The sequence below is a fragment of the Clostridium sp. 1001275B_160808_H3 genome, assembly GCF_015550425.1.
Lineage (GTDB): Bacteria > Bacillota > Clostridia > Clostridiales > Clostridiaceae > Clostridium.
Map to the genome: position 1 here is coordinate 42,010 of NZ_JADNAT010000016.1, position 14,228 is coordinate 56,237.

Here is a 14,228-nt window from a genome sequence, read left to right on the forward strand (position 1 = left end):
AGTTAACTAGACAATCTATTTCAATATTAACAGTAAATTTATTGTATAAATTATAAAAAATCACTAATATATATGGTATATTAGTGATTTTTTTAACTATTTTTTAAATTTTAATACTACTTTAAATAAATCTCCATCTATTTCTATATCTAATGTTCCACCTTGTAATTCAACAAAACTTTTAGCTATTGCTAATCCAAGTCCTGATCCTTCTGTATTTCTAGACTTATCTCCACGAGCAAATCTTTCTACTATTTCTTCAGCTGTAAAATCTATTTCATTTGCTGACATATTTTTTAACATTACATAAACTTCTTCATTTCCATCTATTATATCTATATATACTCTTGAGTTTGGCATTGAGTATTTCACTATATTTATTAATAAATTTTCAAACACTCTAAAAGTTTTTTGACTATCTAAAGGAACTATAACTTTATTTTCTGGGAAATTCCACTTGAATTTTAGTGATGATTCTTCAATTTTATCACTTAATTCAAATTGAGTTTGCTTCATAAGTGAAACTATATCTACATTAACTATATTTAATTGAATGTTTTTACTTGTTGCCTTGCTAACTTCAAATAAATCTTCTATTAAATTTTTAAGCCTTTGAGATTTTCTATCTAATGTATCTAAATATTGCTTTCTATTTTCTTCACTTATATTTTCATCTTTTAATAAATCTATATAAGTGATTATTGATGTTAATGGTGTTTTTAAATCATGAGAAACATTAGAAATAAGTTCCGTTTTCATTCTTTGACTTTTTACTTCTTCATTAACTGCGTTTTTAAATCCTTTTTGTATTTTTTGAAGTTCATCTTTTAATGGTTCAAAAACTCCAAGTTCTTCTTCTATAGTAACATCTAAATTACCTTCTGCAATTTTATTTGTAGCTTCTAATAATATTTGATACTTATTCCTTATATCATTAAAATACTTTCTTAAAACAAAATATAAAAATACTGTATATATTATAGCTGCACCTACTCCTAAAAACCATATGATACTCATAAAAGCAAGAGCTATAAAGTTAACTGCTAATATCTTTATTATTATTTTATTAGATTTATCATTTAAATCTACATTTGTAACTTCATCATATATTTTTGTCCATATTCTTTTTATTAGCCTAAATATTTTATATATTATTGTATTATCTTTTATATAGTTTTTTAACCCTTTATTAAATATATATTTAATTAACACTACTGCTGTAAAAGCTGTTATTAATAGTACAAACCAATAAGCAATATTACCTATCATTAATATTGAATTTGTAAACTCAAATGGTATTCCAACTCTTACTAGTGATTCCTTAACCCATTCATTGTTTACGGTCCAATAGGATATATTAGGTGAAAACGCAACTAAAGCTGTTATTAACGTAATTAAAATTACACTTATTTCAAAAGGAATCTTAATAATTCTTTTAACTCCTATAATATCCTTTGATTTTCTAAATGGAATAATTAACGATATAAACATTATAGCTATATAAGCTATTAATATATAAACTAGTATTATATCCCCATATGCATAGCTATCTGCTCTATCAATATAATTGCTTATTCTATCAACATATTTAAGATCATTTGGTACACCATAAACAATAGTTATATTTTTAGGATTTGATAAAACAAAATCACTATCTCCATTAATTAAATTTCTCCACTGAAAATCTAAGAAAGTGCTTATTACATTTTCATCAGCACCTTTTATGTTATTTACACTAATTTCTCCATAGTCATTATAATCAATAACCATGTAATAGCCATAATAATTATCTAAATCATTTAATGCTTCTTTATTATCTTTATTTAAAATTAAATCACTTAATTTTTTTTCCGTATTTGAAGAAAACGTATTAGTTTTTTTATCAACTATATAATAATCTAAATTCTTTAATTCTCTTTTTAATACTTTATTCCAATTACCTATTTCATAATTAATATTTCTCTTTATAAAGCTATAATCAACTCTATCATTTTCACTATAGCCTTTATATTCTTTAAAAAAGATTTCATCAGCAGGAATATCTTTATTTTGCTCCTTTTCTAAAATATCTTTATACAATACAAAACTTCCTTTATATAGATCCATTTGAAAATTATAATCTTCAAAATATGAAGGCTTTTCTTTTTCATTTGCAAGTTTTGCTATTCTAGGGTAAGATGCCACTAAACCTATTGATGTCATAATCACTAATATATATACTATTGCACTTAAAAAATAATTATTTTTACTGCTTTTCAATTTTGTATCCAACTCCCCACACCACCTTTAAATATTTTGGATTTTTAGGATTAATTTCAATTTTTTCTCTTATATTTCTTACGTGAACCATTATTGTATCAGTATTAATTGCTTGCTCATTCCATACTCTTTCGTATATTTCTTCTGCTGAAAAAACTCTTCCTGGATTTTGCATAAGCAAATGAAGTATTTTAAATTCAATTGGAGTTATTTTTACTAAATTCCCATCAACAGTTAACTCAACTGTATCAATATTTAATTCAAGTCCTCCAATTATAAAGCTATTAGATTTTTCCTTTTCTACACCTACTAAACTTAGATATTTTGAATATCTTCTTAATTGAGAGTTTACTCTAGCTAGTAATTCTAAAGGTGTAAAAGGCTTAGTCACATAATCGTCTGCACCTATGTTTAATCCCATTATTTTATCAACTTCTTCTGATTTTGCTGAAAGCATTATAACTGGAAAATCATATTTTTCTCTAAGTTTCATAGTCATAGCTATTCCATCCATCCTTGGCATCATTATATCTACTATAGCCAAGTGAATTTCTTCTTTATTTATAATTTCTAACCCCTCTATTCCATTGTATCCTTTAAAAACATTATATCCTTGGTTTTTTAAGTATATTTCTATAGCATCAGCTATTTCCTTTTCATCTTCTACAACTAAAACATTATATGACTTCATATTTCAACCCCGCTTTTTCTGTAATAATATAAATATTATACAATAAAAGTATTAAATTAATCTCATTAACTAAAGTATATCTTGAAATCCTAAAGATAAACTTTAGTTAATTCTAAAAAATTTCTAAAGAGATTCTTTAATTTTCTCACTATAATCTTTTAATTTGTTGATACCATCTAATATAATAGCTTTAAATTCACAAACATTTATTTTTATTCATTCTTTATATTAGCTTACTAATATGAAAATTTATTAATTTATAAAGAAAATAAAACTTTTTGTTGACTATTTATCTATTTAATGTTATTCTAATTGAGCAGTTGGTACGTAAGTGCTAATTACTCGAGGAGCTTGGGTTGTCTTTCGCCGGATACCAAGCTCCTCTTTATTTTTATGTATCTAAAATTATTAAGACAAAATAATAATCTGCTATATCTAAGAATATAGAATATAAAATTCGAATTTTTGCAATTAATAATAAACTATAATAGGAGTTGTCTTATGACAACTCCTATATTTATATGGCTTTTATTAATTTTGTTAATTTGTCTTCTATTTTACTACTATTTATTACTATAATTATAGATACTAATAGTACTAGTCCCCATCCCCATAATGGAATTGATAATTTAGCTGATCCTAATGCACATGCTATTAAGATTTCCCATGGTCTTGTAAGTATTAGTATAATAAAATATCTTTTAAAACTCATACTACTAAGTCCAACTAAAAAATTTATAATATCATCAGGGAAAAACGGAAGTAACAGCATTAAAAATATTATTATTTCTCCCTTTGGTGAGTTTATTATTTCTTCGTATTTATTCAAAATCTTATCACTTACAAATCTTTCTACAAATGCTTTCCCACATATTCTTGATAAGTAAAATATTATTGCCGATCCACTAATTATAGCTAAAGTAGTTATTATAAAAGACTCCCACATTCCAAATACCATTGCCCCTGCCACAGCACTTACATTGCTAGGTATAGGAGCAATAATGATAGAAGCTAATTGTAATAAAAAAAATATAATAAAAGCTTTGTTTCCAAATCCCTCAATATATACTTTAAAATCTTCTAATGATGCCATATAGCCTAAAATCCCACTTGATTTTAAGTAAATTATTATAGATATAAATGATACTATTACTATCAACAAATATATAAATTGTTTTGCTTGTATCTTTCTTTTACTCATTAATTCTCTCCTTTTACAAATTAATTTTCTAAATTGAATGAACTTCTTCGAAAATACTAACCTTAAAATACTTAGTGATTTTTGTAATCTCACTTTTTATTTACTACCACTTTTATTTAATCTCATTTTTTGTTAATTTCAGTATAAGTTTAAAATCTTAATATATTTTCATATAAAGCTTAAGATTTCCTAAATATAAAATAAAGAAAATCATATTTATAATTTAAATTCAATTTTTACTTTATGATTCTTTTTATTAAAATTTAGTTAGATAGCTTATTCTATTTAATATGATTTATAACTTTATATTGATTATTGATATTTTAAGTGTTATTATTAAGCCATTAGTATATGAGTACTATAAAGTGAGCTTGGTTGTCTTTCACCAGATACCAAGCTCTAATTTATTTTATATAACTTTCAAAGAAAGGATAAAATTATGAATTTTAAAAGTTTAAAGATAAATGAAAAATTAATTGACTCATTGAAGAAAAATGGCATAGTAGCGCCTACCAAAGTTCAAATTAATGTTATACCTGAAATAATTAATAAAAATGATGTAATAGGAAAATCAAAAACTGGCTCTGGAAAAACCCTAGCCTTTTTATTACCTATACTTCAAAGAATAGATAGTAATTCTAAAAATACTGAAGTACTAATTTTATCTCCAACTAGGGAACTTGCAATACAAATAACTGAGGAAGCAAATAAATTTAATATAAATGATATCGGAATTTTAGCTGCTTACGGTGGAAAAGACGTTGGTTCTCAATTAAAAAAGCTTAATAAAGGTATTAATTTAATAATTGCAACTCCAGGAAGATTACTTGATCATTTAGAAAGAAAAAGTATAAATTTAAGTAAACTAAATACAGTTGTTATAGATGAAGCTGATCAAATGCTTTTAATGGGATTTAGAAATGAAATTGAAAAAATAATGTCTTATGCTCCAAAAAAACTTCAAACTCTTTGCTTTTCTGCAACTATAGATTCTAAAGTAAAAAAACTTGCTTATAGATATATGAATAATCCAGCTATTATTGATATTACAGAAAATGAAGAAGCTGAACTTCCTAATATTAAGCAAGAAGTCGTTAAAACTACAGATAGATGGAAAGTTGATGCTTTAGTTAAAGTTTTAGAAGAAGATAATCCATTTATGTCTATTATTTTTTGTAGAACTAAAAGAAGAGCTGATGAATTAGAAGTAAAGCTAGCTGCTAAAGGTATAAAGGCCGCTAAAATACATAGTGATGTTCCTCAAAATAAAAGGGAAAAAATTATGAAATCTTTTAGAGATTGTGAGATTCAATATTTAATAGCAACCGATGTTGCTTCAAGAGGAATAGATGTTACTGGAGTTACTCATATATATAATTATGATGCACCAGAAAGTGTTGAAATCTATATTCATAGAATAGGAAGAACAGCTCGTGCTGGAGACAGTGGTTATACCTGTCTTATTACAGATCCTAAAAACTACAATATATTAGAGGAAATAGAAAATTACTTACAGTATACAATTCCTGAGCGTGAAGTTAACTTCAGATAAAAGATAGAAATATAAATCTGATTATTGCAGCGCTCTTTACAAGTTAACATAAACTTACAGATATACATTTGAAAACTGATATTATAGTTAAAAAAATTATAAATATGCATATGTATATATCGTAACTCTGAACATATTATAGCTATAAAATCTATAGAAATTTCAGTATAAGCAAAGGATATAACGAAACATTATATCCTTTGCTTATATAAAAATATATAATAAATAAACATATTATTTTAATAAAAAAAAGTTAATAGAAAAATTTCAAGGACGTCGCGTTTCGCGACGCCCTTGAAATTTAATTATTAATAACTCTTTTTATAATTAATCACAAAAAAGACAGTAGATATATTTGTTTTACCAAAACATATCTACTGCCTCTTTGTAGTTGTAATTTATACTGATCTTCTACTTTAATTTCCAGATTTCATTATTGTATTGCTCAATAGTTCTATCTGATGAGAAGAATCCGGCTTTACTAATATTAACTAAAACTTTTCTATTCCAAGTTTCTCTATCTTCATAATCTTTAAATACTATTTCTTTAGTTTTAATATACTCTTCAAGATCTAGCAATGTCATAAACCAATCCTTGTTGATTAATTCCTTATGAAGTCTTGTTAGGTTTTCTTCATCTCCAACTGCTATCATTTTATCGCTAACTATAAAGTCAACTAATTCCTTTATTGCAGGCTTTTCATAGTATTTCTTTGAAACATAATCTGCTTTTTTATAGTGTTCAATAACAGCTTCACTGCATTCACCAAATATATAAATATTGTCATCTCCGACTAATTCATGTATTTCTACATTAGCTCCATCTTCTGTACCTAAAGTTAATGCTCCATTTAACATAAACTTCATATTACCTGTTCCAGATGCTTCTTTGGATGCTAGAGAAATTTGTTCTGAAACATCACAAGCTGGAATTAACTTAGATGCTTTTGTTACATTGTAGTTTTCTACCATAACAACTTTTAAATACTTATTGACTTCAGGATCATTATTTATGATTTCTTGAAGACATAAAATAGTATGAATTATATCTTGAGCTATTATATAAGCTGGTGCTGCCTTAGCTCCAAATATCATTGTTATTGGAGTTGTTGGGATATTCCCCTTTTTGATTTCTAAATACTTATGAATTATATAAAGAACATTCATTTGTTGTCTCTTATATTCATGAAGTCTCTTAATTTGAATATCAAATATAGAATTTTCATCTATTTCAACACCTTGAGTTTCTTTTAGGTAATCCTTAAGAGCAACTTTATTATGCTTCTTAATTTCTCCTAATTTTTTTAGAACTTCTTTATTATCTACATATTTTAATAAGTCTTCTAATTTAGTAGCATCCTTTTTATAATTATCTCCAATTAGCTCACTTATATACTTTGCAAGCTCGTTATTGCAATGAATTAACCATCTTCTAAATGTTATCCCATTTGTCTTATTATTAAACTTCTCTGGATAAATATTATAAAAATGCTTTAATTCTTCTTCTTTTAATATATCTGTATGAAGTGCAGCAACTCCATTTACGCTAAATCCATAGTGAATATCCATATGTGCCATATGAACTCTGTTATCCTTATCTATTATATATACTTTTTCATCATCATATTTAGCTTTTACTTTGTTATCTAGCTCTCTTATTATTGGCATTAATTGTGGAACAACCTTATCTAAATATTCTATTGGCCACTTTTCTAATGCTTCTGCTAATATTGTATGATTTGTATATGCACAAGTCTTTGTAACTATTTCAATAGCCTCATCCATACCTATTCCTCTCTCTCCTAAAAGACGAATTAATTCAGGAATAACCATTGATGGATGTGTATCATTTATTTGAATAACTACATGATCATATAATTTGTGCAAATCATATCCATTTTCTTCAGCTTCTAATAAAATTAATTGAGCTGCATTACTTACCATAAAGTATTGTTGATAGATCCTTAATAAGTGCCCAGCTTTATCACTGTCATCAGGATATAAGAATAAAGTTAAGTTTTTCTTTATTTCTTCCTTATCAAAGTTTATACCATCCTTTACTAGTGATTCATCTATTGTATCTATATCAAATAAACGAAGCTTATTACATGACTTATCATAACCTGTAACATCTATATCATAAAGGCTTGATGTAACTTTAAATCCTCCAAATGAAACTTCAAATTTTATATCTGATTTATTTAACCAGCCTTCGCTAGTTATCCATGGATTTTTAACTGCCTTTTGTTTATTATTTTCAAATACTTGCTGGAATAATCCAAAATGGTAATTTAAACCTACTCCATCTCCATTTAATCCTAGAGTTGCAATTGAATCTAAGAAACATGCAGCTAATCTTCCAAGTCCACCATTACCCAATGATGGTTCTAATTCGATTTCTTCTATTTCAGTTAAATCTTTCTCATTATCAAATAATACTTCTTTAACCTCTTCATAAAGTCCTAAATTGATTAAGTTATTTGATAATAACTTTCCAATTAAAAATTCAGCTGAAATATAGTACAGCTTCTTATTTCCTTTATTTCTTCCCTTTGTCTTAATTTCCCCTTTTGTTAATTCTAATAAAGCTAAATAGATTTCTTCGTTGCTTGCTTCTTTTATTGTCTTTCCAAATCTATTTTCTAGAATTTTTGTTAAGTTTTCTTGTACCATTATTCTATCCCACCCTCAAATAATTAATTTATTTTCTTAATAATCTTATTTATATAATTTATACAAATTAAATTTAGTAAAGTTATAAACCCTTTACAAGTATTATAATATCAATTTTATATCTATTAATTTGTATATTCATTCTTTTATTTGTATATTTCTTATATAAAATTCAAAAATTCTATATTTTTTTCCTATTTTTGTACTTCATTACAATAAAATTATAGACACTTACCAATTTTATTATTCATTAGTCACCTTAATATTAACCCAATTTTTCATAGTTTTAATACAAATAAAAATGAGATATCCTAAGATATCTCATTCTATTCACTTCTTAACCATGAAATAACATATGCATATTTACATTCTATAAATGGATTTACAAACTTAAAATCTCCACTAATTCCTTTTTCCTTCATATATAAATCAAGATGACAAAGTGCTATACCCATATCTATTTTATTCATATCATTATTACCACTATTATATATATGAATATCATTCTGTACCTTAACTATTCTCCATGGTTGCTTATTCATTGATGATGGTGCTAATCTTACCATTTCAAATGCTTCTCCATACTCCTTTGCTTCTTCCTTTGAAAGAGGAGTGTCAAAACTTACATTAAAGAATACTTCTGAATAATCTTTCCTTTTATTTTTATGGTCCTTCATAAAAGAAGCAAGAAAGGATTTTTTTCCGCCTTCATATCCAACAGGCGATACTGCTGGTAATATTTCATTACTTTTTAAATTAATAGTTTTTCCAAAATCACCTTTACTAAATGTCCCTCCAAGCCAAACTGTACCTAATCCTAGTGAAGTACAATATAAAATCAATTTTTCAAATGTATATCCTAATGCTTCTAATGCAAAATCTTTATTTTCGCATGCAGCTACTAAATAATAATTTGCTCCTTTTATAACTCCATAAGTACCAAGTCTAATTACATCCTTATAAGTTTCCTTTTTGATTAAATGTATTCTTACCTTTATATTAAAAGGATTATCCAATTCACTTATATAATTCTCGATTTTTTCTATTAGCTCTTGAGATAAATGCTTGTCTTCATAATTTCTAACTGAATATCTAGCTCTTATTACCTCTTCTAAAGGCTTATTAAATATCATCTCCATATAAATTATCTACCCCTCTTTTATAGCATATTAAATAAACATTATTATTTTATAATATCTTTGTAATTATTTACAATAAATTATATCATTAAATTGTTTTTATATCTATTGTAAGAACAACAAAATTTATTCTAACTAATTTATAGCAAATGCTAAGTAATATCTCCTAATATAATCTTCTTTTAGATATATACGAAATAAAAAAGAAGATAAATAATACTTATCTCCTTTTACATAAACTATATAATTTATTCTTTTAAAGATAATATGAACAATTAATGATATAACACTCTAAAAAATAGATTCTTCTAATAAACTTAAATTATTAATTACTATTTTCTTTGTCCCTACAGCTTTAATAATATTCTCACTTTCTAATAAACTTAGCTTTCTGCTTAATGTTTCTCTTGCAATGCCACAATAATTAGCCATTCCTTCTCTGTTTAATGGTAAATCCACTTCTATCTTTCCATTTACAATTTTGCCATATTTCTCAGAAAACTCTAAAAGCATACAGCATATTCTTGCTTCTGGATTATTATTAGATAAATTCTTTGAAAGGTTTTCTACTTCTATTAATCTTTTATTTAACTCAGAAAGAAGTTTTAAGCAAATAGACGGATTCGAATATAATATATCTTTTAAGTCTTCTCTTGAAATAGTGCATAATTCAGTGTTTTTAACTGCTATTGCAGATACATTACTTTCCTTAGTATCTCCTAATATATTACTTTCTCCAAGGAAATCCCCAACAGTTAGTATATTAATAATTTGCTCCTTTCCAGTTGCAGTAGTTTTACTTATTTTTATCATGCCATCACTTATTATAAAGAGTTTCGAAACTTTATCTCCTTCTAAAAATAAACTTTCTCCTTTTTTTAAAACCATATGTTTTCTTACTGATATTATTCTATCTAATTCCTCTTCGGAAAGTGATTCAAATATAGGTACTTCTTGTGCATATAATCTACTTGCACACTTTTCACAACAACAATCACAATTCAAAATAAAATACCTCCTAACCTAAATCATATAACTTAGTTTAATTATACTATAAAATTCACATTTATAATTAAATTATATAATTTAGAAGGAGGTTTGAATTAATTTAAATATTAAATAAAAGAATTCTATTTTATTTAACATTTATTTACTTGCTACTATTAACATGTTACTTGCAATCATCAGGTGTAAATGTGCAATATCCTATACTATCACATTCTTTTTTCATATCAACCCACTTAGTATCACTTTCTATACTTTCTAATGCTGTAGGATATAATATATAGTTTTCCTTAAATATATGATCTTTTAATTCAAAACAAATTGCATTTGAAAGTTTCTTTAATTCAATTTTATATTCATTAAAATCTAAATCTGCAACTGACTCACTTAACTTCTTTAATGCTCTTTTCTTTTTTCTTAAATCTTCATGCTCAAGTCTCATTATTCTAGTTGGCCCTGTTATCCCCCTTGTTTCAAGTTCTGGGAATAAAACATCTTCTTCTCTTTTATGGTGAGGTTCAGCATCTAAAATACTAATGATAAGTTCAGTTACTCTTGTAAATTCTTTTCTATTCTTATCATAGCTTTCCATTTCTAGTATTGCATTTGTTACTTCTTCTAATTCCTTTAAAAAACTTAAAAGTAATGCATGTTCTTCAATAAGTGTATATAAAACGTGTCCCTTAGATATATTACTTTGTAATTTTTCAAGCTCACCTTGTAAAATCATCATATGAATTTCACATAAATGTCTTAATTCGCTTGGGTCCATTCCTTCTTCTACTAAACTTTGTTCTGCCATAGAAAGTTCTAACGGACTTATTGATTTAACAAGTTTTAATCCCTTTTCCTTTAAATCTTCTGTTAATCCTTTTTCATTTAAATTTCTTAAAAGTACTGTTAACTCCTTTATTTTTCCTTCATTAACTGCTCTATTTACACCATTATCTAAAATAAATCTTTTCTTTTCCAAATTAATCACCTCTATATTTTTATTAAACCTTCTATTGATATCTCTTAAATAAAATATTGTTTTCTTTATGAATATGAACAAATAAGTCTTTTTCAAGATCATGCATCTTCATATATAATAATTTAAAGCTTGTACACGCCCATTCTGGAGCATTATAATCATCAGTAATATGTGCTAATTCTTTAAGTATATCTCCTGCTGCTTCATGTTCTCCTATAAAGCTTTCTATTTCTTCTTTTAAAATATCCTTCTTTGCCTCATCACTAGTAGCTTCAAATTCAATTATCTTTTTAAATAATATTTTTTCCTCTTTGATTAAATGTTCTTCTAACTCAGATTTTAATGTTCCAAAAAGTTTATGAACTCTTGTTAAAACTTCTGGTAAATGATTATAATGAACTTTAAATACCTTAACTAGTAATGGGTCTATATCTCTTAGTAATTCAAATGTCTTTGCATGATGAGTATTTATTATATGCTGAATTAATTCTTCTGAATTTCTTTCATTCCAATTTATATATGAAGAATTATCAAATACAAATTCTTCAAGTTCTTTATTTATATCTTCAATAAATTTATCTACATCAATATTTTTTTCTTTTAATGCAAGCTCTAAATTTTCACTTCCACCACAGCAATAATCTAATCCCATATCATTAAACTTTTCTACAATTTCAGGATAAATAATAACACATTCCCCTAAGCTTAAATTTTTATTTATACTCTTTTCCATATCAATCACTCCAATATTGTTTTTCTTATCTATGAGTAAATTATAAGAAAATTTTTAAAATAAAAATGTGATTCAAATCAAATTTTGAAAAATTATAATCTTACATTAAAAATTGCATATATAACATCATAAAATCAGTTTAATCTTTAATAATTAAAATAATAAAAACTTTATATCATAACCTTTTCTAAAACTTCAAAGTATAATAAGAATCAAAAAAATAAGAAGATATAGCATAACTATATCTCCTAAAATATTTATATTATACTAACTGTTGAAGACATGTTTTCAAATCATCTTCTGGTGTACTAATAGGTTTAAGATCAAATGTATCTACTAGATATTGAAGTACATTTGGTGATATAAATGCTGGCAATGATGGTCCTAAGAACATTCCTTTTATTCCAAGAGACAATAATGCTAATAAATCTGCAACTGCTTTTTGCTCATACCAAGATAAAATTATAGATAATGGTAATGAATTTACATCTGTATCAAAAGCATCTGCTAAACTTGTTGCAATTTTCACAGCAGAATAAACATCATTACATTGACCTACATCTAAAAGTCTAGGCAATCCATTTACTTCTCCAAATTCTAACTTGTTAAATCTATATTTTCCACAAGCAAGAGTTAAAATAATACAATCCATTGGAACTTGCTCAGCAAACTCTGTATAATAATTTCTTCCTGGTCTTGCTCCATCACATCCTCCAATTACAAAGAAATGTCTTAGCTTACCTTCCTTAACTGACTCTACTATCTTATCTGCATGACTTAAAGTTGATTTATGAGCAAAACCTACTAATATTTCGTGTTCTTCTTCATCTTCTTCAAATCCACCTAACTCAAGAGCTTTATCAATTATTTCTGAAAAATCCTTATATCCATTTTCATCTCTTCCTATATGCACTATTCCATCCCATCCAACTACTCCAGTACTATAAATTCTATCTTTATAGCTTTCTCTTGGTTTCATTAAGCAATTAGTTGTCATAAGAATACAACCTGGTAAATTATCAAATTCCTTTTGTTGATTTTGCCATGCAGATCCAAAGTTTCCTACTAAATGCTTATATTTTTTTAGTCCATCATAACCATGGGATGGTAACATTTCTCCATGTGTATATATATTTATACCTTTTCCTTCACTTTGCTCTAATAGCATTTCTAAATCTCTTAAGTCATGCCCTGAAACAACTATAAATGGTCCTTTTTTAATATTTACATTTACTTTATGAGGTGTTGGATTTTTATATCTAGTTGTATTAGCATCATCTAAAACTCTCATAACTTCTATAGCTATTTCTCCAGTTCTCATTACCCAACGTATTAATTCTTCTACTTCAACATTATCATTTGTTATAATTTCTAATGCTCTAAAATAAAATTGATCCACTTGATCGCTATAAAAATCAATAAATCTAGCTTGATGACCATAAGCAGATATTCCCTTTAACCCATAAAGAATAGTTGATCTTAATGATCTTATATCTGCATCTAATTCTTGATCATACATTATTCCAGCTTTAACTGCATCCTTTAGCATTTCCTGTTTAGTAGCGCTTAAGTTATATGTAGCAGGATCAGGATAATCCCCCTTTGGTGCTTTGCTTCGTAATGACTCTTTTATTTTTTGAGAATCTTTAAGCATTTGTATATGTACTTCTACATCAAAGTTAACATTAGTTAACGTTGTAAAAAGTCCATTTTCTACAAACTCAACTATTGTTTTGTCTATAAGCTCGCCTTTATCTATTAATGGTTTAGCATAACATGATATTCCCTTTAACTGATAAATCAATAAATCTTGAAGATTTGCAACTTCTGGTGTTTTACCACAGACCCCCATCTTAGTACACCCCTTGCCCCCCATAGTTTGCTCACATTGATAACAGAACATTGCATTATCCATATTTTTATCTCCTTTCTATATAAACCTATTCTTAGTTATATAACCCTATTATCAGTTATATAAACTATTTTTATTCATATATAATAC

General features: G+C 26.1%; 10 protein-coding genes. 1 reads left to right on the top strand and 9 read right to left on the bottom strand.

Annotated features, from left to right (window positions below):
* Positions 1-96 precede the first annotated feature (96 nt).
* From I2A75_RS12710 to I2A75_RS12720, 3 genes are all read right to left on the bottom strand, one after another.
* Positions 97-2,271, bottom strand: a complete 2,175-nt coding sequence (locus I2A75_RS12710) for a sensor histidine kinase (protein WP_195265047.1) — start codon at positions 2,269-2,271, stop codon at positions 97-99.
* Positions 2,246-2,950 (bottom strand): response regulator transcription factor, encoded by a 705-nt coding sequence (locus I2A75_RS12715; RefSeq protein ID WP_195265049.1) that lies wholly within the window; start codon positions 2,948-2,950, stop codon positions 2,246-2,248. The genes I2A75_RS12710 and I2A75_RS12715 overlap by 26 nt, the downstream gene beginning before the upstream one ends.
* A gap of 517 nt (positions 2,951-3,467) precedes the next feature.
* Complete coding sequence (locus I2A75_RS12720; protein ID WP_195265051.1) at positions 3,468-4,151, bottom strand: VTT domain-containing protein; 684 nt, start codon at positions 4,149-4,151, stop codon at positions 3,468-3,470.
* A gap of 439 nt (positions 4,152-4,590) precedes the next feature.
* Between I2A75_RS12720 and I2A75_RS12725 the strand changes: the two genes are divergently transcribed.
* Positions 4,591-5,703, top strand: a complete 1,113-nt coding sequence (locus tag I2A75_RS12725; protein ID WP_195265053.1) for a DEAD/DEAH box helicase — start codon at positions 4,591-4,593, stop codon at positions 5,701-5,703.
* A 411-nt stretch (positions 5,704-6,114) separates the two neighbouring features.
* Here the strand turns inward: I2A75_RS12725 and I2A75_RS12730 are convergent, their stop codons facing one another.
* The 6 genes from I2A75_RS12730 to hcp all read right to left on the bottom strand — a co-directional run bounded on the left by I2A75_RS12730 (position 6,115) and on the right by hcp (position 14,141).
* On the bottom strand, positions 6,115-8,376 hold the full coding sequence (locus I2A75_RS12730; protein ID WP_195265055.1) for a glycogen/starch/alpha-glucan phosphorylase: 2,262 nt from the start codon (positions 8,374-8,376) through the stop codon (positions 6,115-6,117).
* Positions 8,377-8,702: 326 nt separating this feature from the next.
* Positions 8,703-9,515 carry a nitroreductase family protein gene (locus I2A75_RS12735; protein WP_195265057.1) on the bottom strand — a complete coding sequence of 271 codons (813 nt, stop codon included), beginning with the start codon at positions 9,513-9,515 and terminating at the stop codon, positions 8,703-8,705.
* A gap of 291 nt (positions 9,516-9,806) precedes the next feature.
* A complete protein-coding gene (locus I2A75_RS12740; RefSeq protein WP_195265059.1) occupies positions 9,807-10,520 on the bottom strand; it encodes a Crp/Fnr family transcriptional regulator in 714 nt (237 codons plus the stop codon).
* 166 nt (positions 10,521-10,686) lie between these two features.
* Positions 10,687-11,493 carry a DUF438 domain-containing protein gene (locus I2A75_RS12745; RefSeq protein ID WP_195265061.1) on the bottom strand — a complete coding sequence of 269 codons (807 nt, stop codon included), beginning with the start codon at positions 11,491-11,493 and terminating at the stop codon, positions 10,687-10,689.
* Positions 11,494-11,524: 31 nt separating this feature from the next.
* Positions 11,525-12,226, bottom strand: a complete 702-nt coding sequence (ric, locus tag I2A75_RS12750) for an iron-sulfur cluster repair di-iron protein (protein WP_195265063.1) — start codon at positions 12,224-12,226, stop codon at positions 11,525-11,527.
* 262 nt (positions 12,227-12,488) lie between these two features.
* Positions 12,489-14,141: a hydroxylamine reductase gene (hcp, locus tag I2A75_RS12755; protein WP_195265065.1), complete on the bottom strand. Its 1,653-nt coding sequence runs from the start codon at positions 14,139-14,141 to the stop codon at positions 12,489-12,491.
* Between the last annotated feature and the right edge of the window lie 87 nt (positions 14,142-14,228).

Coding starts and splice junctions, on each gene's coding strand:
- I2A75_RS12715 (WP_195265049.1), bottom strand. CDS start 2,950: ATGAAGTCATATAATGTTTTAGTTGTAGAAGATGAAAAGGAAATAGCT.
- I2A75_RS12720 (WP_195265051.1), bottom strand. CDS start 4,151: ATGAGTAAAAGAAAGATACAAGCAAAACAATTTATATATTTGTTGATA.
- I2A75_RS12725 (WP_195265053.1), top strand. CDS start 4,591: ATGAATTTTAAAAGTTTAAAGATAAATGAAAAATTAATTGACTCATTG.
- I2A75_RS12730 (WP_195265055.1), bottom strand. CDS start 8,376: ATGGTACAAGAAAACTTAACAAAAATTCTAGAAAATAGATTTGGAAAG.
- I2A75_RS12735 (WP_195265057.1), bottom strand. CDS start 9,515: ATGGAGATGATATTTAATAAGCCTTTAGAAGAGGTAATAAGAGCTAGA.
- ric (WP_195265063.1), bottom strand. CDS start 12,226: ATGGAAAAGAGTATAAATAAAAATTTAAGCTTAGGGGAATGTGTTATT.
- hcp (WP_195265065.1), bottom strand. CDS start 14,141: ATGGATAATGCAATGTTCTGTTATCAATGTGAGCAAACTATGGGGGGC.